This is a genomic window from Alcaligenes faecalis (genome assembly GCF_002443155.1).
Lineage (GTDB): Bacteria > Pseudomonadota > Gammaproteobacteria > Burkholderiales > Burkholderiaceae_B > Alcaligenes > Alcaligenes faecalis.
This window is the reverse complement of record NZ_CP023667.1, coordinates 3,036,275-3,057,503: the sequence shown is the minus strand read 5'-3', so window position 1 is coordinate 3,057,503 and position 21,229 is coordinate 3,036,275. Positions and strand designations below refer to the sequence as shown.

Annotated in this window: 17 protein-coding genes and 1 tRNA gene; 8 read left to right on the top strand and 10 right to left on the bottom strand. The window is 56.2% G+C overall.

From position 1 onward, the window contains the following. The first annotated feature begins 23 nt into the window (after positions 1-23). The 3 genes from nrdR (at position 24) to CPY64_RS14275 (ending at position 1,971) form a co-directional block, all read left to right on the top strand. Positions 24-485, top strand: coding sequence for a transcriptional regulator NrdR (gene nrdR / locus CPY64_RS14285; protein WP_003801815.1), 462 nt, complete (start codon positions 24-26; stop codon positions 483-485). Between the two features lie 4 nt (positions 486-489). Then, positions 490-1,638, top strand: coding sequence for a bifunctional diaminohydroxyphosphoribosylaminopyrimidine deaminase/5-amino-6-(5-phosphoribosylamino)uracil reductase RibD (gene ribD, locus CPY64_RS14280; RefSeq protein WP_042486356.1), 1,149 nt, complete (start codon positions 490-492; stop codon positions 1,636-1,638). 242 nt (positions 1,639-1,880) lie between these two features. Beyond that, positions 1,881-1,971: transfer RNA gene (locus CPY64_RS14275), tRNA-Ser, on the top strand. A 106-nt stretch (positions 1,972-2,077) separates the two neighbouring features. Here the strand turns inward: CPY64_RS14275 and CPY64_RS14270 are convergent. From CPY64_RS14270 to CPY64_RS14240, 7 genes are all read right to left on the bottom strand, one after another. Next, the gene (locus tag CPY64_RS14270; protein WP_042486354.1) at positions 2,078-2,485 is read right to left on the bottom strand and encodes a YgiW/YdeI family stress tolerance OB fold protein; all 408 of its coding nucleotides are present in this window, start codon (positions 2,483-2,485) and stop codon (positions 2,078-2,080) included. Between the two features lie 87 nt (positions 2,486-2,572). After that, the gene (locus CPY64_RS14265; protein ID WP_042486351.1) at positions 2,573-3,973 is read right to left on the bottom strand and encodes an ATP-binding protein; all 1,401 of its coding nucleotides are present in this window, start codon (positions 3,971-3,973) and stop codon (positions 2,573-2,575) included. Further along, positions 3,970-4,638, bottom strand: a complete 669-nt coding sequence (locus CPY64_RS14260; RefSeq protein ID WP_042486348.1) for a response regulator transcription factor — start codon at positions 4,636-4,638, stop codon at positions 3,970-3,972. The genes CPY64_RS14265 and CPY64_RS14260 overlap by 4 nt, the downstream gene beginning before the upstream one ends. A 146-nt stretch (positions 4,639-4,784) precedes the next feature. Next, on the bottom strand, positions 4,785-5,519 hold the full coding sequence (gene arsH / locus CPY64_RS14255; RefSeq protein WP_139125384.1) for an arsenical resistance protein ArsH: 735 nt from the start codon (positions 5,517-5,519) through the stop codon (positions 4,785-4,787). Then, on the bottom strand, positions 5,488-5,919 hold the full coding sequence (gene arsC, locus CPY64_RS14250) for an arsenate reductase (glutaredoxin) (protein WP_042486346.1): 432 nt from the start codon (positions 5,917-5,919) through the stop codon (positions 5,488-5,490). Before arsC ends, arsH begins: the two co-directional genes overlap by 32 nt. A gap of 22 nt (positions 5,920-5,941) precedes the next feature. Further along, positions 5,942-7,231: an arsenic transporter gene (locus tag CPY64_RS14245; protein WP_042486343.1), complete on the bottom strand. Its 1,290-nt coding sequence runs from the start codon at positions 7,229-7,231 to the stop codon at positions 5,942-5,944. 96 nt (positions 7,232-7,327) lie between these two features. Beyond that, a complete protein-coding gene (locus CPY64_RS14240) occupies positions 7,328-7,651 on the bottom strand; it encodes an ArsR/SmtB family transcription factor (protein WP_042486340.1) in 324 nt (107 codons plus the stop codon). Between the two features lie 261 nt (positions 7,652-7,912). Here CPY64_RS14240 and CPY64_RS14235 point away from each other — a divergent pair, with 261 nt between their 5' ends. Further along, complete coding sequence (locus CPY64_RS14235; protein WP_080723794.1) at positions 7,913-9,034, top strand: transporter substrate-binding domain-containing protein; 1,122 nt, start codon at positions 7,913-7,915, stop codon at positions 9,032-9,034. Between the two features lie 9 nt (positions 9,035-9,043). Here the strand turns inward: CPY64_RS14235 and CPY64_RS14230 are convergent, their stop codons facing one another. After that, on the bottom strand, positions 9,044-9,922 hold the full coding sequence (locus CPY64_RS14230; RefSeq protein ID WP_042486338.1) for a LysR substrate-binding domain-containing protein: 879 nt from the start codon (positions 9,920-9,922) through the stop codon (positions 9,044-9,046). A 363-nt stretch (positions 9,923-10,285) separates the two neighbouring features. Between CPY64_RS14230 and CPY64_RS14225 the strand changes: the two genes are divergently transcribed. After that, positions 10,286-10,921, top strand: a complete 636-nt coding sequence (locus tag CPY64_RS14225) for a LysE family translocator (RefSeq protein WP_042486335.1) — start codon at positions 10,286-10,288, stop codon at positions 10,919-10,921. A gap of 274 nt (positions 10,922-11,195) precedes the next feature. Continuing rightward, the gene (locus tag CPY64_RS14220) at positions 11,196-12,500 is read left to right on the top strand and encodes a hypothetical protein (protein WP_123794672.1); all 1,305 of its coding nucleotides are present in this window, start codon (positions 11,196-11,198) and stop codon (positions 12,498-12,500) included. A gap of 216 nt (positions 12,501-12,716) precedes the next feature. Here the strand turns inward: CPY64_RS14220 and CPY64_RS14215 are convergent, their stop codons facing one another. Then, positions 12,717-14,363 (bottom strand): long-chain-fatty-acid--CoA ligase, encoded by a 1,647-nt coding sequence (locus tag CPY64_RS14215; protein WP_042486329.1) that lies wholly within the window; start codon positions 14,361-14,363, stop codon positions 12,717-12,719. 365 nt (positions 14,364-14,728) lie between these two features. Here CPY64_RS14215 and CPY64_RS14210 point away from each other — a divergent pair, with 365 nt between their 5' ends. Further along, on the top strand, positions 14,729-18,319 hold the full coding sequence (locus CPY64_RS14210) for an ATP-binding protein (protein ID WP_042486326.1): 3,591 nt from the start codon (positions 14,729-14,731) through the stop codon (positions 18,317-18,319). Here CPY64_RS14210 and CPY64_RS14205 read toward each other — a convergent pair. Next, positions 18,316-19,074 carry a hypothetical protein gene (locus tag CPY64_RS14205; RefSeq protein ID WP_042486323.1) on the bottom strand — a complete coding sequence of 253 codons (759 nt, stop codon included), beginning with the start codon at positions 19,072-19,074 and terminating at the stop codon, positions 18,316-18,318. The genes CPY64_RS14210 and CPY64_RS14205 overlap by 4 nt on opposite strands. 154 nt (positions 19,075-19,228) lie before the next feature. Here CPY64_RS14205 and CPY64_RS14200 point away from each other — a divergent pair, with 154 nt between their 5' ends. Then, positions 19,229-21,187, top strand: a complete 1,959-nt coding sequence (locus CPY64_RS14200) for an alkyl/aryl-sulfatase (RefSeq protein ID WP_052362975.1) — start codon at positions 19,229-19,231, stop codon at positions 21,185-21,187. The last annotated feature ends 42 nt before the right edge of the window (positions 21,188-21,229 follow it).

Here is a 21,229-nt window from a genome sequence, read left to right as displayed (position 1 = left end):
GGCCGCAAGGCCCGCGATCTTGAATGAAGTGTCCGTTCTGCCACCATGCCGATACCCAGGTGATCGACTCTCGAATCACCGAAGAAGGCGACGCCATACGGCGACGTCGTAAATGCTCGGCCTGTGAACGGCGCTTCACGACTTACGAGCGTGCTGAGCTGAGCCTGCCTGTTGTGGCCAAGCGCAATGGCACCCGTATGGATTTTGACCCCGCACGTTTGCGGGCGAGCATGGGCGTTGCGCTGCGCAAGCGTTCCATCCCCATGGCTCAGGTCGATGCCGCTGTGCAGCGCATCGAAGAAAAGCTTCAACTGACTGGCGAGCGCGAAGTCTCCTCCGAGACCATAGGCGAGCTGGTCATGGCCGAGCTCAAGCAGTTGGACCAGGTTGCGTATGTGCGCTTTGCTTCGGTCTACAAGAGCTTCAAGGACATCCGCGAGTTTGTAGAGGCGATCGACGAAATGAACGATCCCGACCGCGGCTAAGGCGATGGTCGAGCAAGAAGACGTCATCTGGATGCGGCAAGCCCTGGAGCTGGCCGAGAAATCCCTGTATATCAGTGCCCCTAATCCGCGAGTTGCCTGCCTGATCGTGCGCGATGGCCAGTTGCTGGCTTCGGGTTCGACACAGCAGGCGGGTGGCCCTCACGCAGAAGTGATGGCCTTGCGCCAGGCCAAAGAGCGCGGCGTGAATGTGGCGGGTGCTACCTTCTACGTCACCCTGGAGCCTTGCAGCCACCATGGCCGCACGCCTCCTTGTGCCGATGCCCTGATCAAGGCAGGAGCTGGGCGAGTCGTCTTTTCCATGTACGACCCCAACCCTCTGGTGGCAGGTAACGGCGTTTCACGCCTGCGCCAGGCGGGAATTACGGTAGATGGCCCTTTGTGCGTAGAGCAGGCGCTGGCGATCAACGCCGGTTTCTTTGCCCGCATGACGCGTGGACGTCCTTGGCTGTGGATGAAAATGGCGGCCTCCCTGGATGGTCGCAGTGCCTTGCCCGATGGCAGCTCTCAATGGATTACCGGGCCGCAAGCTCGTGACGATGGTCATCATTGGCGCGCCCGCAGTTGTGTCGTGTTGACGGGCATAGGTACGGTTAACGCGGATAACCCGCTAATGAATGTGCGGGCGGTTTCCACGCCACGCCCCCCCATCAAAGCCGTGCTGGATACGCATTTACGCCTGACCCCCAGCGCTGCCTTGCTGGATGGCACGCCTTGCTGGGTATTCAGCCACCGTCGTGATCCCGAACGCGAAGCCGAGCTGGCAGATCGCAATGCACAGGTTATTCCCATGCCTTTGCACGAAGGCCAGGTGGATGTGCGTGCTGTTCTGGACTGGATGGCAGATCAGCAGATCAATGAAGTGCACGCAGAAGCCGGTGCCCGTCTTTCCGGTGCCTTGATTGATGCAGGAGTGGTTGACCAATTGCTGATGTACCTGGCCCCCAAGATTCTGGGACAGGGGCGGGGCGTTGCCGATATTACCGAGCTGGCCGGTCTGGACGATGTAGAGCCATTTGAGTTCACCGATGTGCGCCTGCTAGGTGCCGATCTGCGTGTCCTTGCACGCCAACGTGATCATTGGGAAGCCTTGCTGCGAGCGGTGGGTGGGGCTTATCCGTCTGACTCGGAATAATTCGTTTTTCTGCTTTAAGGCCTGGCCTAGAATGCAGGCAAGAGGCTTGCGAAAGCATGGCAATGATCCTTATGCGCACGGGCCCACAGAACATGTTCAATGCAGATGGATGTTGCTGCTTGGTTACCACCAACAATTAGCCACGGAAAAAATTTGAGCACTTGCGTTACAAGGATAAGTGCTGCTATTATTATGGACTTGGCATTAGCAGCTTCAAATTGCTTGGCCAAAAAGAACAATTAGGACAGGTGGCCGAGTGGTTGAAGGCGCACGCCTGGAAAGCGTGTATACGTTTATAGCGTATCGGGGGTTCGAATCCCCCTCTGTCCGCCAAGAATTCGATATGAAAACCCGCCCAGCACAAGCTAGGCGGGTTTTTTTATTGCCGGTGGTGTCGGCGTCTTTCTGCTGGGGTGATGCTTCGCAGCACAGGCGCTGTTTAAGGAACCAAAGTCAGACGGTCGACTTCAAATTCAGTCTTGCGCAGGCCCTTGTCGAATTCCCCGGTCAGCTCCACTTTTTGTTCAGCACTGATGCTTTGGCCGGCCGGGAAGTCTTCGTTGTCGATCTCTACGGTGATACGACCGGTGGCGTCTTCAAACGTATAGCGTTCGTCGCCTTCAAAGGAGACCAGGCGACCTTGCAAACGCGCGATCTGGTCATCGCGGCCGGTTTCCAACAGTTGCTTGACCGTCATTAGCGGCACATTGCTAGGGCCCGAGTACGAGCCTGTGGCGTTGGTGGCCTGAGGGACATTGCTTGGGCCCGTGTAGCCGGCCGGTTGCGCGATAGCAGCGGTGGCGCTCAGGGCAAGGACGGCGGCGAGGGTAGGTAAAGTGAATCGCATGATTGGGTTTCCTGTATCGGGTTATCGGGTCAATGTTCCGCCGATTGCGGAATGGTTTTATTAAACCCCCCGAACCTGAAGGCAATCTTAAGATACTTGATTGGGTGGAAAATCCAGCACGACGCTCAGGCCCTGGCCGTCCAGTCCGTCCTCAAAGGATAGTGCGGCATCGTGCAAGGCAGCGATGCGGGCCACGATAGACAAACCCAGACCGTTGCCGGCTTGGCCGGTGCCCAGCACGCGAAAGAATCGCTCTCCTAGTCTGGATCGCTGTTCCAAGGGAACGCCAGGCCCATTGTCGCGAACTGCCAGACGGACACCGCCATCATGTCTGCGCGTCGTTTCGATTCGTACCCGGACACCTGTGCCGCCGTAACGAATGGCATTGCCAATCAGGTTGCGTAAAGCGCTGCTTAATAATACGGGCGCCGCCTGCAAGCTTGTGACGGCCAAGGCTCTTTCCATATTCACTGATACAGAGGGCCATGATGGACTCAGACTGTCCAGGAGCTGATTCAGGTCTACGGTTTCAAGTTTAAGGGGTTCCGCCTGCGGTTCCAGTCTCGTCAGGGCGAGCAGGCTTTCTACCAGGGCGGTGCAGCGATCCAGGTCGGCACGCAATTGCTGCAGATGGGCATCGGGCAGTTGCAGCTCGCGCTCAATCAATTGAACGCGCATGCGCAGCCCGGCCAGCGGGGTACGCAGCTCGTGCGCGGCATCGGAGGTAAAGCGTCGCTCGCTTTCCAGGGCGGTGGATAGCCGTGCCATCAAGGTGTTGAGGGCATCCAGCATGGCCTGCAGTTCACGTGGCGGATTGCCACCTTGCACGGGCGTGAGGTCATCGGGTGATTTGGAGTTGATCAGCTTGGCCGTGTCTTCTAACGGCCGCATCAGGCGTCGTATCAAGAGCCAGCTTGATAGGCCTAGCAGCGCCAGCAGCCCCAATGCGGGCCAGGCCAGATTTTCGGCCATATCTTCCAGCAGTTCCAGGCGCTCTTCCATAGGCTGGGCGACCTGGGCGGTGACCCCTCCCGAACCGGGGCGGACGTAAACCCGCCAGAGCTCATCGTCGACCCAGACAGTTGTGGTTTGCTTGCTGTGTGCCTGCGGTAAAAAAGCCGTTTCAGGAGTATCGTCGCCGCGCAGCAGCACACGGCCGTCTGTCGCGACCAACTGGTAGTACATACGCAGCTTGAGTGCGTCGTCACGGTTCAGGCGCGTGCCAGTAGTAGTGGCCCCGGCCGATGCCTCCTGCGGGTCCAGCATCAAGACCAGACGGGCTCCTTCCTCCAGAGCGTCATCCAGAACATCACCGGTGGCGTGCCAGGCGACACCGACCACAATGGACAGGCTGACCAGCCACAGGCCAATACTGGTGCCCATGACAGTCAGCAGCAGGCGACGCCGTAGTGACCAGCCTTCAGCGCGTGATGCCGAGGATCTGGGCTTGGCGCGGCCAGGAGTCAGTTTCTGGAGCAAACGTTTCATGCGGGTGCCAACACGTAGCCTTGATTCCGTACAGTGACGATGAAGTCGCTGCCCAGTTTCTTGCGCAGATTGTAGATGTGGACTTCGATAGCGTTGCTCTCTACTTCTTCGCTCCAGCCATAGAGGGCTTCTTCAAGCTGGGCGCGACTCAAAATATGGGTGGGATGGTGCATCAATGCCTGTAGAACAGCGAATTCACGGGCTGTTACGGGCACGGGTTTATCGTTCAATGTGACGCGTTTGGCTGTCGGGTCTATGGCGACAGGGCCGTGTCGCCATTCGGGACTTGCTTGCGCAGCGCTTCGACGCAAGGCGGCGCGTACCCGTGCGGATAGCTCTTCCAGGTCAAACGGCTTGACCAGATAGTCGTCTGCTCCCAGGTCCAGACCCTGCACCCGGTCAGCCAGGGTATCGCGCGCGGTGATCACAATGACTGGAACCTGTGTATGGGATCCACCGGCCCCTCGCAGGGTGCGCAGGACCGCATCACCGTCCAGACCGGGAAGGCCCCGATCCAGCAATATGCATTGATAGGTATGAGTCGCCAAAGCCGTTGCAACTTGATCGCCACGTTGCAACCAGTCCACAGCATAACCGTCCAGATGCAGCCAGGACTGCAAGGAACTGCCTAGCGAGGGATCGTCTTCGATTAAAAGAATACGCATGTGCAAAGCCTGGCAGGGAAAGATGAAGGGAATCTGATGCTAGTGTGAGGCATGCCTCAAAGCAGCTGCAAGCCCGGAAGTGCTTGTATAACTGCCGTGTATTTTAAAAGCACGCAGGTTCTGCGTTTTCCATCCCGCTCGGGCTATTAGATAGTTCGCTGCTGCACCCGTGCTGACAGTTCCTGTGCCGTTTCCGTGCGTTCACTGTATCTGTCGACCAGATAATCCGCGCAGTCACGCGTCAGCAAGGTGAATTTAAGCAGTTCTTCCATCACATCCACCACCCGCTCGTAGTAGGACGAGGGTTTCATGCGACCTTCTTCGTCAAACTCCAGAAAGGCTTTGGCAACGGAAGACTGGTTGGGGATGGTGATCAGGCGCATCCAGCGGCCCAGGACCCGCATCTGGTTCAGGGCGTTAAAGGATTGGGAACCGCCGGAGACTTGCATCACGGCCAGGGTTTTGCCTTGTGTCGGGCGCACGGCACCGATGCTTAAAGGAATCCAGTCGATTTGTGCTTTCAGGACGCTGCTCATGGCACCGTGGCGTTCGGGCGAGGTCCAGACCATGCCCTCCGCCCACTGCACCAACTGGCGCAGTTCCTGCACCTTGGGATGCTCTTCTGGTGCGCCATCGGGCAAAGGCAGCTCGTGTGGATTAAAAACCCTGGTTTCGGCACCCATTGCTTGCAGGAGTCGCGCTGCTTCTTGCGTCAGGAATCGGCTGTAGGAGCGTTCTCTCAGGGAACCGTATAAAAGCAGAATCCGAGGTGGATGTGTGGCACGTTGTGGAGGCAGCAACCGCGCCATGTCCGGGATTTTAAATGCGTGCTCGTCCAGATTGTCCAGGTCAGGATGGCTCAATTCTTTGTCCTTTTTCATCAATGACAGCTTGGCCGTCTTCTTTCCGGAATGCGCCTTGTTGAGGCTGGGGCAGTATTTCCAGCACCTGTTCCGAGGGGCGGCACAAGCGTGTGCCCAGTGGTGTGACAACAATGGGGCGGTTGATCAGAATCGGGTGCTGCAACATGAAATCAATCAGTTGCTCGTCACTCCACTTCGGGTCGCCTAGTTGCAGCTCCTCATAGGACGTTCCCTTTTGACGCAGGACTGCACGCACACTCAGGCCACTGTCTGCTATCAGTCTCGTCAGCGTGGCGCGGTCTGGCGGTGTGTGCAGGTACTCGATGATGGTGGGCTCTTGTCCGCTATTGCGGATCAGGCCCAAGGTATTGCGGGAGGTGCCGCAGGCAGGGTTGTGATAGATGATGATGTCTGTCATGGCGCTGTCTTGATCTCAGGACTTAGTGAGCGATACCCAAGCGCAGGGCCAGGGCCGCCAGGGTGATCAGCAATATGGGCGTGGTCAGGATGGCTCCCACCTTGAAGTAGTAGCCCCAACTGATTCTTGTGCCTTTCTGGGCCAGTACATGCAGCCACAGTAAGGTAGCCAGACTGCCGATAGGGGTGAACTTGGGGCCCAGGTCGCTGCCAATGACATTGGCGTAAATCATGGCTTCCTTGATTGCGCCCTGGGCGCTGGAAGCATCAATCGACAAGGCAGTCACCAGCACAGTGGGCATATTGTTCATGACCGAGGACAGCAGGGCAGACAGAACCCCCGTGCCCAGGGCGGCCCCCCAGATTCCAGCCTGGCCGAATTTGTCCAGCAGCAGGGCCAGGTAGTCTGTCAGGCCCGCATTTCGCAGACCATACACCACCAGATACATGCCCAGCGAGAACACGACGATCTGCCAAGGAGCACCACGCAGGACTTTTCTGGTACTGATGACCGTGCCACGGGCAGCAACGGCCAGGAGGATCATGGCTCCCACGGCGGCAACTGCACTGACGGGAATGCCCATGGGTTCAAGTGCAAAAAATCCTGCCAGCAACAAGGCCAGTACTATCCAGCCTGCCTTGAAGGTCGCCATGTCCGTAATGGCGTGTGCGGGTGGTTTCAACTGCTCAAGGTGATATCGGGCAGGAATGTCACGCCGGAAATACAAGATCAGGACGAGCAGGCTGGCTAATACGGACACGATATTGACGGGCACCATGATGGCGGCATAGTCCGTGAAACCCAGTTTGAAATAGTCCGCCGAGACGATGTTGACCAGGTTGGAGACGACCAGTGGCAAGCTGGCGGTGTCGGCAATAAAGCCCGCCGCCATGACAAAGGCCAAGGTCGCGGCCGGCGAGAAGCCCAAGGCCAGCAACATGGCCATGACGATAGGCGTCAGAATCAGTGCAGCGCCATCGTTGGCAAACAGCGCGGAAACGGCAGCCCCAAGAATCACGATAAAAGCAAAGAGCTTGCGCCCACTGCCTGCGCCCCAGCGTGCAACATGCAGGGCGGCCCACTCAAAGAAACCGGCTTCATCCAGTATCAGGCTGATGATAATGATTGCTATAAAAGTAGCCGTTGCATTCCAGACTATGCCCCAGACCACGGCCAGATCACTCCACTGCACCACGCCTGAAAGCAGGGCGGCGGCAGCTCCCAGAGAGGCGCTCCAGCCTATGCCCAGACCTTTGGGCTGCCAGATGACCAGGATCAAAGTGGCAAAGAAAATCAGGGCGGATGTAATCATGGGAATGCTTGTCGAGAAGGGTAGGTAGCAGGGGGAGTGGGGGCAGGGCCAACAGGTGGCCTGCCGAGCCGAACTGGTGTGATTTGACCCCTTCGTTCAGGGAAGTTGGCACGAGCTGGGTGCCTTGATGCAGCTTTCCCCCTGACAGCAGTTTTCAGTCAGGTAGGCGAGCAAATTATTCATGGTGGGAAAGGTGGCGCTGTAGAGCAGGTTGCGGCCTTGGCGCTCGGCATGGATGAGCCCCGCATTGCTTAACTCCTTTAAATGGAAGGAGAGGGCATTGGGGGCGATGCCTAGCTGTTCCGCGAGGGTGCTGGGAGTCAGCCCGGATGGGCCTGCGACGACCAAAACACGAAACACCCGCAGGCGGGCTTCGTGGGCCAGGGCGGCCAGTGAACGGATAACTTGAGATTCTTCCATAAACAGATAATACAACAATTCTTGAATTATTGAATGAATGTGTTTATGTGCCGCAAGGCAGGCCGTTTGCTCATGCAAATGTGCGTGAGCATATTCATTTGTCAGGCATTGTGAAACCATCAGTCTGCATCTGCGGATCTGCGGGGAATTGGGAACAGGCCTGGTTTCAATTTGCTATCCTCTACCAGAATGTTCGTCCGTCCGTGTCATTCTCAGCCCGCCTGGTACACGGAATTTCTGACTGCTCCGACAAGACTGACTATGCAAACATCTCTTCTGAGCCGCCATCAGCTTGGCCGCCACATTGCTCAAGCACGACTTCTTTGCTTGGCTTTTTTTCTGGTTTTACTGGTCGCCTTTCCTCAAACAGGACATGGCAAAGAGCCGTCATTGACGGTAGGCGTATTGGTCTCGCCGCCGTTTGTGATGAAAAATGATGGAGCCTTTACCGGCTTGGCGATAGACCTTTGGGAAAACCTGGCAGCAGAGAAAGACTGGGCGTACGAATACAAGGAATACAGCACATTTCGGGATTTGCTGGGAGCGACAGAGTCCGGAGCGCTTGATGTTGCCATGACCAATTTGACCATTACTCAGCAACGGGCGCTGAAGGTAGATTTCACACAGCCCTGGTTTGATGGTGGTATGCGCCTGATGGTCAGCTCCGATCAGGGAACGGGTTTTCAAAGTGTCATCAAGGGTTTGGCACAGGCTGGTTTTATCACTGCGTATGCATGGATTGCCTTTGTCATTCTGTTTGCCACTGGTGTTTTGACCTTGTTTGACCGACGCTTTGATCAATCTTTTCCCGCTCGCTGGCGTGATGGCGTAGCCGAGAGTTTCTATACCGTGATGTCTGTCGTGACCTCGGGGCGTGCTCCGGCCAGAAAAAATCTTTTTGGTTGGTTGGGGCGTATCTGGCAGGGGTTATGGCTGGTCTGCGGGGTAGGCATCCTGGCCTTTGTAACGTCCTCCGTCACCAGCGTGATGACGACCTTGGCTATCTCAAACCAGATCAATAGCGTGGATGATTTAAAAGGGCGGCCGGTGGGAGTGTTGGTCGGTACCGTAGAAGAAGACTATGCCCTCAAGCAGGGGCTGGCCATGCGCAGTTATCCTAGTTTGGAGGAGGCCACAACAGCCTTGGGCAACGGGGATGTCGTGGCCGTGATTGCCGACGCCCCTGTGCTGGAATATTACGTGTACACCAATCCTGGTCTGCCTGTGAATGTGGTGGGGCGGCTATTCGAGCGTGACAAGTACGGGTTTGCATTGCCACTGCAAAGTGAGCTCTCCCGAGAAGTCACCTTGGCCGTTCTCGGAGCCGTGGATGAAGGCAAGGTGGAAGAGTTCAAGACCAAGTATTTTGGCTTGGGCCAATAGTAGCCTGGCTCATTGGTGTGGATTCGTCCTTTGGCTCTCGAGTTGCTCGCTTAACCAGCTGGCGAACACTTCTGCGCGCGGGTTCTGATCCAGCGCCTGCGGGGAGAGCAGGTAGTAGGCCGAGCCGTCGGGGATGAAGCCTTGCGGGGCGATGAGCTGGCCGCTTTGCAACTCATCCTCCACCATCAGGCGCGACACGATAGTCATACCTTGTCCGGACAGGGCAGCCTGGATACATAAATAAAAATGCTCCAGCTCCAGCTTGCCGGCTGATCGCAGGGAGTTGCCGCTGAGCCGTGCCCACGTGGCCCAGGCCTGAGGGCGGGAGCTGCTCTGTATCAATATCTGCTTGGTCGTGTCTTGTATGTGCGGGTATTGAGCTTGGCAGACCGGCCCTATCATCTCTTCGCACAACTTCAGTCCGCACACCGAGTCTGCCCAATGAAAGTCGTCGCGGCGTATGGCCAGATCCACTCCCATTTGAGCAAAGTTCACCGGGCCTCCGGCCGTTATCAGGTGCACGGTGATATTGGGGTACAGAGTGTGAAAATCTCCCAGACGCGGAATCAGCCACTTCATGGCAATAGTGGGCTCGCAGGAGACGGCCAGAGCATGTTCGCGCTGGGTTTGCTGCAGTTGGTAAACCACATCTTCCAGGCGCTCAAACATGGGGGCGGTGACATGCAAAAGCTGGCGGCCTGCAGGCGTCAGAAACACGGCCCGATTGCGCCTTTCAAACAGTTCTACCCCTAGAGATTCTTCCAATGCACGAATTTGTCGGCTGACAGCGCCGTGAGTGACATGAAGCAGCTGGGCTGCCTGCACAAAACTGCCTGCCTGAGCCGCAGTATTGAAGTAGCGAAAGGCCGTGAGGTTGGGGATTTGCATGGTCGATGAAAACTCACAGAAGGGACGCAGTAATTATCGTTTTTAAATTAGCACAGGATTATCAATAATGACATCCTGCCAGGACAGATGTGAACAGGAAATGAATTGTTTATGGTTGATTTTCTTTCCTGAGGCTGAGGAATTTTGATTATTCGGACCAAGAATGAAAATGCCTTGGAAATTCGATGGAATCATAAGTTCTCCGAAAATATGCTCTGTACCTGACAAAACTGCCTTTTTGCAGATTGCTGTCCCGCTGGGCAAGACTGTATCTCTTGCCAAGAGTGTAGGACTGGTCCTGCGTTTTGGCTGCTCGTGCAGTCGCTCATAAGGCCGATTTCATCAAACTTAGGCTTGTTAAACATGCATGAACTGTTGGCTGTTGCCACTATCACTATCCTGGCTGTGATCAGCCCCGGCCCGGACTTTGCCATGATCACGCGCAATGGTTATTCCTTTGGTCGCAAGACGGGTCTGATTTCAGCGTTGGGCATTGCGGCCGGAGTGCAGGTGCATGTGGTCTACACGGTGCTAGGCGTGGCGATTCTGATTACTCAATCCCCCACTCTTTTTTGGATGATGAAAGTGGTGGGGGCGGCGTACCTGATGTACCTGGGCTATCAGTCTTTCAGTAACCGTGCTGCGCTTGATACCGATGGCGACGCGGGCAGTGTGCCCAGCGCCTGGCAGGCTTTTGGCATGGGTTTCTTAACCAATGCCCTGAATCCGAAAACCATGTTGTTTGTGGTGGCCACCTTCACCCAGCTGGTGCAGCCGGATGCGCCGTTCTGGCTGAATTTTGCCTACGGTTTCTGGATGTCCTTCGCGCATTGGGTCTGGTTCAGCATTGTGGCCCTGGTGTTTTCAAACAAGCGCCTGCGGGCGGGCATGCTGGCTCGGCAAAGATTGCTGGACAAGGTGATTGGTGTGGCCTTGCTGGGGCTGGGCGCCTCACTTCTCTTTGCCAACTCGGTGCCCCCGGGGGAGCTTGCTGGATAGGTGCCGGGGAGAAAAGACGGTGTGAATGGCCTGATTATTCAAGTTTTAATGAATTTTTATTGGTTGAATAATTGAAATGATTTTCGAGTTCTTTTTTTTTAATTATTCAGTAATTATTTATAAGGTGATTAATATTAAAAATATAGAAAATAATATGAATAAAATTTTAAAAAGAATATCTGTTATTTTTTGTCATTTATTGATGAGTGTCTGGGTATTATCGACAAGGTGCAGTATGAGGTTTCGCACACTACTTGTAGATAGGGAGACACGAATGACTTGCCATCATCTAAATGCAAAAACGATAGCGGGTTCCTGCCTGGCTTTATTAGCTGTCTTGCAGGGCCCTGCCATGGCCCAAAGCCTGGAACCCCGGCTGGATACCAGCCAGCTCTATGCTGACGTACATTTTCATGCATCCAACTATGCCATGCAGGGGATTCCTTTAAAGGAATACGCAGAACGGTATATGCGTGGCAATCTGCAGCAGATTGTGCGCTCGACCATCATGCCCATTCCCTTGCAGCAACGGTGGGACGGGTTCGAGCAATATCAGGCTCAGGGCCCAGGCAATCAGATGTACGGGCCCAATTACTATATTGGCCCCAAGGCAGACCTGTATTACTACTCCTTTGTCGATGCCATGTTTGCACGCGAGTACGAGCGGCTGCCACCGCAATATCAGGAAAAGCTGGATGTCATGATCACGGCGTTCAACCCGATGGACGTGTATGCTTCGCAACATATCAAGCGTGCGGTGCTCAGTTTTCCAGGCGTGTTTTCCGGGGTGGGGGAATTCACCATTCACAAGGAGCTGGTATCCAGCAAACTGGCTGGTGAAACCGTAGAGCAAACCAAGGCTCCCTCGGTGCCCTTGCCACCGGATGCGGGTGATGGCAGCAAGGTGTCGCTCTATTCCGAATCCCTGGAATACCTGTTCAAGACGATTGAGGAAATTGGCCTGGTCGCGATTTTGCACAACGATATGTACCGGGTTGAGGTCAATTACCAGGGCGAGCTGGAGCATGCCTACCCCGACCAGGATTATGTGGATGGCTTGAAGCATGTGTGCGGCCATGCACCCAAGGCCAGGGTGGTGTGGGCGCATACCGGCTTGGGGCGCTTTGTGAAACCGACTCAGGATCACCTTACGCGCGTCAAGAAAGTGCTGGATGCTTGCCCCAGCTGGTCTACCGATATTTCCTGGGATCTGGTGCAGGACTATATGCTCAATCCCGAGCCCGGAATGCCCAGCCGTCAGGATTGGCTGAACTTCTTCAAGGAATACAAGAACCGGATTTTGTGGGGTTCGGATGTGGTGATCTTCACGCGTAACCGTTTTGAGTCGACCCCTCCCACCTCGGTGGCACCGGGTGGCTTGATGTCGCCAGACCAGTATCACGCGGATCTGTCCAAGATGAGGGACTTCCTGGGAGAACTGCCTTTGGACGTTGGCAACAAGATTCGCTATGAAAACTATCTGGCGCTGTTCAACCGTGCCAAGTTCTCTGTAAGGGCTTGGGAGCGTGAGAATGCGGACCTGAATATCTGGGACATTCCTACACCCGTTCATCCTTGAGAAGGGCCTGTTGCATAGCCATAGCCAGAACCAAAGCCTATGTCTCTGGTCCTGGCAAAGGCGAAGGTAAAGCTAAAAGCAAAAAAACTGCCCCCCGAATATTTGGATAGTCATCCAGCTTTCGGGGGGTAGTTTGCTATCGCACTCCAAGGCCGCCTAGACCGGCTCCTTGATTTTGCTGTCAGACGCCTGGTTTAACGTCTGTTCGGGCATCGCTTAGATCGCCTTGTTTTGCGCAGCCAGCCTGTCCAGATCGTCCTGAATCAGCTTGCGAATAGCGGTTTTCAAGAGCTTGCCCGTTGCCGTGTGGGGCAGTTCATCCACCACGATCAGCTCGTCAGGAATGCTCCATTTGGAGACTTGCTCTGTAAACAGATCAATCATGTCCTGCTTGGTGAAGGTGGCATCTTCTTGCAACTGCACCACCAGAACCGGACGCTCGCCCCAGCGCTCGTCGGGCTTGGCAACCACGGCCGCTTCCTTGATGGCCGGGTGAGCCTGGGCAATGTTCTCCAGCTCGATCGAGCTGATCCATTCGCCACCGGATTTCACCACGTCTTTGGTCCGGTCCACGATCTGGATAAAGCCGTCTTTATCAATGGTGACCACATCGCCGGTATTGAACCAGCCATCTTCCGTGTGGGCGGAAGAGTCCTTGCTGTTGAAGTAAGCGCTGGCAATCCAGGGGCCGCGCACCATCATGGCACCAAACATTTTGCCGTCGCGCGCAATGGGCTGGCCGTCGTCGCCATCCACTCGGAACTCGACGCCAAATAGCGGGCGCCCTTGCTTGGCCAGCAGCTTGAGTTTTTCGTTCTCGGGCAGGGCTTCGTGCTGGGGCAGCAAGGCCGCGGCCAGGCCGACTGGACTGGTTTCAGTCATGCCCCAAGCGTGGCGCACTTTTACGCCCAGCTTCTGGAAGCGGGTAATCATGACTGGTGGCGCAGACGAGCCCCCAATGACCAGGCGTTGCAGGCTGCTGAAGGTTTTCCCATTGGCTTGCATCCAGTCCAGCAGACCCAGCCAGACCGTTGGCACACCGGCCGTCATGGTGACGCCTTCGTTCTCAAACAAGGTATGCAGGCTGGCGCCGTCCAGTTTCGGGCCGGGCAAGACCAGTTTGGCGCCCACCATCAAGGCCGCATAGGGCAGGCCCCAGGCATTGACGTGGAACATGGGCACGATGGGGGTGATGGTGTCGGAGGCAGACAGGCACAGGGCATCGGGCATGCTCAAGGCAAAGGCATGCAAGATAGTGGAGCGATGGCTGTAGAGCACGCCTTTGGGGTTGCCCGTGGTGCCGGAGGTGTAGCACAGGCCGGAGGCCGTGTTTTCGTCAAACACTGGCCAGTCGAAATGATCGGATTCAGACGCAATCAGGGTTTCATAGCACTGCAGATTGGGCAGCAAGTCCGACTTTGGCATGTGGGCTTCGTCAGTCATGATGACCACGGCTTTCAGCTTGGACAACTGATCGGCCAAGGCTTCCAGAATTAACATGAAGCTCAGGTCGGCAAACAGCACGCTGTCGTCTGCGTGTTCAATGATGTAGCCGATTTGATCCTGAAACAGACGCGGGTTGATGGTGTGACACACCAGGCCCGAGCCCGAAACGCCGTAGTACAACTCCAGGTGACGATAGCCATTCCAGGCCAGGGTTCCGACACGGTCGCCATGTTGCAGGCCCATTTTCTTCAACGCATTGGCCAGTTGCTGGCTGCGTTTGGATAGCTCGGTATAGGTGTACCGGTGAATGTGGCCCTCAACGGTTTGCGAGACGACCTCTCGGTCTGCGTGATAGTTCGCTGCATGACGCAGTATGGATGATACTAGCAGTGGGGTATTCATCATCATGCCAAGCATGGTCTTCGTCCTCCCTGGGAGTAAATCAAACAGAACTGACGGGCCCTACAACATGGGGATTGGGAGCAGCAGATGGATGAATTTACACCACTGACTGTCATGGCCGCTTCAGGAACAGTAGCCTAAAACTCACAAATACGTCTACGTAGTCGTTTATGTTTGCTTGCGCAATGCCAAGGCTTCTACAAAATCCGGAACCCCGGGAAATTTCTGGACACAATTAATACTCTTTGATTGAAGATTGAAGGGCTTTGAGTACAATCGGCAGCTAATTACAGCTTTTTTAAGACGTAGTGTCGGATTTGCTGTCAATTTGACACGGGTGACGCTGGGCCGAAATGGCCCTGTGCTCGGAGCATCGTTCAATGATCGTGCTAGGTTTGCTGGGCCCATTTCGCTTTATTGTCGATCAGGTGGATCGCACTGCATTGCTTAGCTATGACAAGGTCAAACTGCTGGCTGCGGTGCTGTGCCTGGCGCAAGGCAAGGCGCTGCAGCGCGAGCGGCTGGCACAAATGCTTTGGCCAGATCTGACACGAGACAAGGCACTATCGCGCTTGCGCCACGCGCTGCATGTGTTGCGCAAAGCCCTGGGCGGGCAGGCCGCTTGTCTGGTCGCCAATGCCGAAGGTGCAATGGCGTTCAAGCCTGAAAGCGTGCAAATGGATGTGCTGGAATTTCTGCAGGCCGATGCCGCGCAGGATGCTCGTCTTTCACAGCGCTTGAGCCTGCATGTCGGTCCTTTTCTGGACGCGATTCAATCCCCCGATACTGAAGCTTTTATTTCCTGGCGACAAAGCTGGGAAGATCGCCTTGCTTTGGAGTTGCTTAGCTTGCGTGCCCGCCTTTTCGAGCAGCTCTTGCAGGCTCGTCAACTGGATCAGGCGCTTGCATTGGCGCAGGAGTGGGTGCAGCAAGCTCCCGAGCAGGAGGTCTATCACCGCCTCTTGATCAGTGTCTTGATGCAAAGAGGGGACAGGCAGGCCGCCTTGCAAGCCTATGCTCATTGCGAGCAGGCTTTGCGTCAGTACCTGGGAGTACGTCCCGATCCTGAAACCCGCCGCCTCGCCCAAGCCCAATGGCCGGTAGCAACAAGCAAGGCACCCCCCAAATCCGCCCAGGCTCATCGTACGGTTGCCACGCTGGCCTTGGCCCTGTCCTGGCTGCCAGCGAAGGACTCCGAGGCGCATCTGGATGGCGATCTGGTGCCGGATCAAGCCGTGGCGTATCTGGAGTCCTGGCACGAGCAATTGCTGGATATTTTGCGTCAGCACGGGGCTTGGTTAAGTCAGTCCAGCGGGTCCACCTTGTTGGCTCATTTTGGCTGGCCACATGCGCAGTCCGAGCCGGTGAATCGGGCGGTTGAACTGGCTTGCGTGATTCGTGCTTTGCGAACGCCGCCGGGGATCAGTATCGGTCAGGTAGTGCATGTGAGCCTGGCCTTGGTGGACGAACAGCAGGTCAATACACATAGCCTGTTTGGGCAGTTGGTCATGCCTTTGGTGTGGAAGGCCAGGCATGGCGAGATTCTGCTGAGCGCGCAGGCCGTTGCTCGTATGGCGGATTGGCAGATCAATCAGCATCGAGGCCCGGAGGGGGTGTATTTCAGCTTGGGTGAGGGGAGGTGGATGAACGATCCTCTTTATGGCTGTCAACCCGAGTTCGAGCAACTGGTGGCGCAATGGCAGCAGTGCAGTCGTCAGTCCCACAAAGCCGCCTACAGAGTTCATGGTGATCTGGGCTCGGGCAAATCCCGTTTGGCCGAAGCCTTGCGTAGCTACATTGTGCGTGATGGTGGGCAGCCCTTGCTGATTGATTTCTCGCGCCAGGATGTGTTGGAAGGCGTGCGCGAGATGATGCTGGCTCGTCTGGATGAAGGGAGTGGTCCCCAGGACTTGCCCCTTGCTTTAAGTCAGTGCCTGCAGGCCTGGTTTGGTCTGTCTGATTCCCATTGGGATCAAGTGCTGCAAGATGTTCACTGTCTGAACACGGAAGATAACCAAGTTGTACCCGATCCGTGCCGCTTGCTATTGGCGGCGGTGCAGGCCTTTACCAGTCAGAACCAGCCTGTGCTGGTGATTCTGGACCATGTTGATGTACTGGATGCCGGTTATCAAAACAGCTTGGCGGCGATATGGGCTGCAGTGCAAAAGCAGTCTGCCGGGGTCCTGTTATTGATCTTGTCGCGTCAGGCTCAGTTGGTTTTGGACTTTGCTCAAAGCATGGCTTTGCGTAGTTTGTCCGAGGCGGATGTGGGTAAGGCGATGAGCTTTTATGCACGTGGCAAGCGCTTGTCCTCGGACGCCAGTACGCAGATTCGTAGCCAGCGTTTGAGCAATCCCATGTTGATCAAGGACATGCTGCATTTGCAGCGTTTTGGCATGCCGCTGGATTACTTGCCACGTCTGGCAGACCGCTTGCTGCTGAGTCTGGAGCAACTGGATGCGGACAGCCGTTGCGTGCTCTTGATGACTGTGTTGTGGGAGCGTGCCACGCCTGCGGGTTTGGCCCAGGCCTGCAATTTGCCTTTAGGCGTTGTAGAGCAATCCTGGATCAGCCTGTTGGACAAAGGCTTGTTGCAGCAAGACAGCCAGGGCCAGATTTCTTGCGCTCCAGTGATGCGTTCCGCCTTGCGACGTTTGATTGCCAAGGAAGAAAGTAGGGCTTTGTACGGCAAGCTTGCCCATAGCCTGATTCAAATGCAGCAGGCTGAAGAAGAAATTGCCGCTTGTCTGGCGCAGGCGCAAAGCGAGCAAGCAGCCATCTGGTGGCGTAAAGCCATTGATACATCGCTGCGCAGTGGTGACAACCTGCAAGCGGCAGAACAGTTGTCGCAGGTCCTGAGCAGCCTGCAATACATGAGTGATGTGCAGTTGCGCCGTCAGTACGAGCGCGACAGCTACGTCACCTTGGGGGCGCTGGAAATCAGTCGTGGCGGACCTGCCGCCATGCCCGTGTCGCAAGCATACGAGCAGGCTGCTGGACGTAGTGAGGGCGGCGAGGATGATTTGCCCGTGCTGTGGGGCCAATGGGTGATGCTGCATGGTGTTGGCAAATTGCCGGAAAGTCTGGCCCATGCCAAGCAATTGCAGGAGCAGTCGCGGCGTCAGGGGCAAAGCGCCTGGTATGGCTGGGGTTTGTATGCCGAGGCCCAGTATCTGTTCTGGAAAGGTCGTGTGCAACAGGCCGAGCTGGCCTTGGATGAGGCGCTGCGTGCCCTGGCGTACGAGCAACCCGTTCCGGCCATGGATGCGGCTCTGGGCCATCATTGTCCGGCTTTGGTACACAGCCTGCTGGGGCTGGCTCAAGTGCTGCAAGGGCGCTTTGAGCAGGGCGTTGCCAATGCTCGCCATGCCCAGTTTCTGGCCAGTCAAAGTCAGTCTCGAATTTCGGCGGTGATTGCAGAAATCCAGATGCTGCGCATCCTGTATCTGCAAGGCAATCTGGACATGCTGGCTGGCCGCAGTCAGGCTTTGCTGGGCATGTTGCAACCTGTCTTGCCTGGCAGTGTGTGGTGTGCCGTGGCTGAAACCTATGTGCTGTATTGCCGTTTGGTACGAGGTGAAGAAACAGGCTCGGAGCTGGAGCGCCTGCTGGGGCTGTTGCCCGAGTTTGCACGCAGCATGCCTTTGGCGACGGATGCTTTTCTGTGCATTGTGGCCCGCTGCCATTTGGCCCAAGGTGAAATCGAACGTGCCAGCCAGGCTTTGGATCAAGTTGGCCAGATCGCGCAGGAGCGGGCTTCTACCCTGTATCTGCCGGAGCTTGACTGCTTGCGGGGGGATCTGGCCTGGGTCCGTGCGGATAGACAGCAGGCGCAGGTTTGCTGGGCGCAGGCCCAGCAAGAAGTCTTGCGCAGCGGCTTGTACGCCTATGAAGGCTGGATCCGACATCGGCGCGAGCGCCTGCCCGATCTGGCGGCGCGCAGTGTGTGGATCCAGCGCCAGCCCGGTTAGAACTGGAAGTTGATACCCGCAAAAATTTGCCATACCGGTGCTCCTGCGCCTTTCTTGTCCACTGAGTATTGTGGTTCGATAAAGGCGTTGATCACGCTCTTGCCGGGCTTGAACACCTTGCCCAGGCCCAGACCTACAGGAATGTGATGGGTGTGGTTTTTCAGGTCAAAGGTCCACACCCCGCTGGAGCGCAGGTAAAAGCCATTGGGCAGGTTATAGAACAGAGCGGGCTGGAAGGTGGCCATTTTGACCTTCTCGCGGTCCGAGTCCCCGGCAAAGGATTGTTGAAAGGTCAGTAGCCCGCCTGCCAGACCCCAATCCCTGCTGGCAACCAAAGCTGCTGCACTGCCAATTTGCCATTTGCCTTGTCCCAGCAAATCGTTCGATGCCGTAGGCATCACCAGCAAGGGGCCGATGCCATAAGAAAAACTGCCTGCGTTTTTCATGAATACATCCATGAAGGTGATGTCGCCCAAGCCGGATTTGCTGCCCAGACGATCATGGTGCAAGGCCACAATCGGTACATTCAAACGCCATAGCTGCGGCAGACCAAAGGTCTTGTTGGGCAGGACGGCACGCAGCACCGTCTGGTTTGCCCAGGCATTGTCGAGCTTGTACAGCTCGGGCACGTAGTAGTCGTGCAGGCTGACCATGGGCCGGGGGCTTAGCGGGTTATTGGCGTCGTTCTGGGACTGGGCCAGGGCACCCGTGCTGATCAGGCTGGTGGCCAACAGGCCAAATATTGTCTTTTGCATATGCATACCTCCTCGAAAAACCGAAGGTAGAAAAGCGGCGTTGAAAAAGCATTTAAAGCGGGCCACTGTGGCAAATCCGCAGATTGGGCTATCAGGTCCGCTTTGCTCCCAGAATGAGACGCTTGTTGAAAAAGCCCATCAGGAGGAGCGTGTCATGGCACATGCAGCAATAAGAACAGTCATGCTGGCGGCAGTAGTCAGTGCGGGTTTGGGTCAGGCGCAGGCGGCACCTGCCACGCAGGCAACGCAGGAGCGTCACGCTCAGTGGATGAAAACGCTCCCGTTTGATGACACCCACGATTTCAAGAATGCCCAGCGCGGTTTGATTTACCGCGAGCCCAGCCTGCAGATCAAAGGCGTGAACGGCAACGTGGTGTGGGATCTGGATTCCTACAAGGCCTTCATCAAGCCCGATAGCGCTGCGCCCAGCACGGTGCATCCAGGTTTGTGGCGCATGTCACAGCTGAACCTGCTCGATGGCGTGTACAAGGTGACGGACAATATTTATCAGGTGCGCGGCTATGACTTGTCCAACATCACCTTTGTACGCGGCACAAGCGGCTGGATTGTGTTTGATGTGGGTACCTCTACCGAAACGGCTGCCGCCGCGTATGCCTTGTTGCAAAAGCATGTGCAGGCAGCCCCCATCAAGGCGATTGTTTACAGCCATTCCCACATAGACCATTACGCGGGAGCCAAGGGGCTGGTGGATCAGGCCGCGGTGGATTCAGGGCAGGTACAGATCATTGCACCAGAAGGCTTCGTGGAGCATGCCATCAGCGAAGGAGTGATTGCCGGCAATGCCATGAAGCGCCGTGCGACCTATATGTACGGGGCTTTCTTGCCGCGCGGTCCGGAGCACAGCGTGGGCTCGGGGCTGGGCATGACTAATCCGCTCGGTTCCGTCTCCCTGATTGCGCCTACGCGTTCGGTGTCCAGGTCGGGTGAAAAGTTGGTGGTGGATGGCGTTGAAATGGTCATGCAGCTGACGCCCGGCACCGAGGCTCCGGTGGAAATGAATACCTACCTGCCACAGTTCAAAGCCATGTGGATGGCCGAGAACACGACCAACACCATGCACAATATTCTGTCCTTGCGCGGTACACAGGTGCGGGATGCCAGGGAATGGGCCAACTACATCAATGAAACCATTGATCTGTTTGGCGATGGCACGGAGGTGAAGTTTCAGGCGCACCACTGGCCTGTGTGGGGCAAGGAGCAGGTCCACGATTACCTGATCAAGCAGCGTGATCTGTACAAGTACATCCACGATCGCAGCGTAAACCTGATGAACAAGGGCTATACCGGCGAAGAAATTGCCGAGCTGATCGAGCTGCCCGAGTCCTTGCAGAAAGACTGGGCGACGCGCGGTTATTACGGCACGCTCAAGCACAATGCACGGGCGGTGTATCAGTACTACATGGGTTGGTACGACGGCAATCCTTCCAGTCTGGATGTCTTGCCACCTACGGCAGCGGGGGCGAAGTATGTGGAATATATAGGGCGTGATCGTCTGCTGCAAAAAGCCCAGGAAGACTTCGATCGGGGCGAATACCGTTGGGTGGCCATGGTGGTGAAGCATCTGGTCTTTGCCGATGCCAAAGATACGGAAGCGCGCCAATTGCTGGCCAATAGCTATGAGCAGCTGGGTTATCAGGCCGAATCCGGGCCGTGGCGTTCCATCTACCTGCAAGGGGCTTTGGAACTGCGCAATGGTGCACCGGACCTGCCTGTGCCGCCGAACAATAACGCCGATATGCTGGCCGCACTGACGCCCGAGATGATGTTTGACTTGATGGCTGTGCGTCTGGACGATGAAAAGGTCAAAGACAAGGAGCTGACGGTTGCTTTCCACTTTGTGGATATAGATACGACTTACACCATCAGCATTGGCAATTCGGTGCTCAATTACAGTACGCGCCCCGGTTTGCCGGCTCAGGCCACCATGTCAGTCAGCCTGGCGGATTTCAAGCTGATTCAAGGCAAGATGCTGGACTGGAAAACGGCTATGAAAACGGATCGTGCCAAGCTGCAAGGGGCGGGTCGCAAGTTCCAGGAATTTGCGGGTTTGTTTGAGGAGCCCGGCTTGTGGTTCAACATCGTGACGCCTTGAGCAGGTAGTCAGGAGCACGCGGGCGGGCCGCGTGCTTGTTGC

Bases quoted from the DNA above. Each gene is read 5' to 3' on its own strand.
- CPY64_RS14260 (WP_042486348.1), bottom strand. From the start codon at position 4,638: ATGCGTATTCTTTTAATCGAAGACGATCCCTCGCTAGGCAGTTCCTTG.
- CPY64_RS14245 (WP_042486343.1), bottom strand. From the start codon at position 7,231: ATGATTACATCCGCCCTGATTTTCTTTGCCACTTTGATCCTGGTCATC.
- CPY64_RS14215 (WP_042486329.1), bottom strand. From the start codon at position 14,363: ATGCTTGGCATGATGATGAATACCCCACTGCTAGTATCATCCATACTG.
- CPY64_RS14205 (WP_042486323.1), bottom strand. From the start codon at position 19,074: ATGCAAAAGACAATATTTGGCCTGTTGGCCACCAGCCTGATCAGCACG.
- CPY64_RS14220 (WP_123794672.1), top strand. From the start codon at position 11,196: ATGACTTGCCATCATCTAAATGCAAAAACGATAGCGGGTTCCTGCCTG.
- CPY64_RS14200 (WP_052362975.1), top strand. From the start codon at position 19,229: ATGGCACATGCAGCAATAAGAACAGTCATGCTGGCGGCAGTAGTCAGT.
- CPY64_RS14270 (WP_042486354.1), bottom strand. From the start codon at position 2,485: ATGCGATTCACTTTACCTACCCTCGCCGCCGTCCTTGCCCTGAGCGCC.
- arsH (WP_139125384.1), bottom strand. From the start codon at position 5,519: ATGAAAAAGGACAAAGAATTGAGCCATCCTGACCTGGACAATCTGGAC.
- CPY64_RS14230 (WP_042486338.1), bottom strand. From the start codon at position 9,922: ATGCAAATCCCCAACCTCACGGCCTTTCGCTACTTCAATACTGCGGCT.
- CPY64_RS14225 (WP_042486335.1), top strand. From the start codon at position 10,286: ATGCATGAACTGTTGGCTGTTGCCACTATCACTATCCTGGCTGTGATC.
- arsC (WP_042486346.1), bottom strand. From the start codon at position 5,919: ATGACAGACATCATCATCTATCACAACCCTGCCTGCGGCACCTCCCGC.
- CPY64_RS14235 (WP_080723794.1), top strand. From the start codon at position 7,913: ATGCAAACATCTCTTCTGAGCCGCCATCAGCTTGGCCGCCACATTGCT.
- CPY64_RS14265 (WP_042486351.1), bottom strand. From the start codon at position 3,973: ATGAAACGTTTGCTCCAGAAACTGACTCCTGGCCGCGCCAAGCCCAGA.
- CPY64_RS14210 (WP_042486326.1), top strand. From the start codon at position 14,729: ATGATCGTGCTAGGTTTGCTGGGCCCATTTCGCTTTATTGTCGATCAG.
- CPY64_RS14240 (WP_042486340.1), bottom strand. From the start codon at position 7,651: ATGGAAGAATCTCAAGTTATCCGTTCACTGGCCGCCCTGGCCCACGAA.
- ribD (WP_042486356.1), top strand. From the start codon at position 490: ATGGTCGAGCAAGAAGACGTCATCTGGATGCGGCAAGCCCTGGAGCTG.
- nrdR (WP_003801815.1), top strand. From the start codon at position 24: ATGAAGTGTCCGTTCTGCCACCATGCCGATACCCAGGTGATCGACTCT.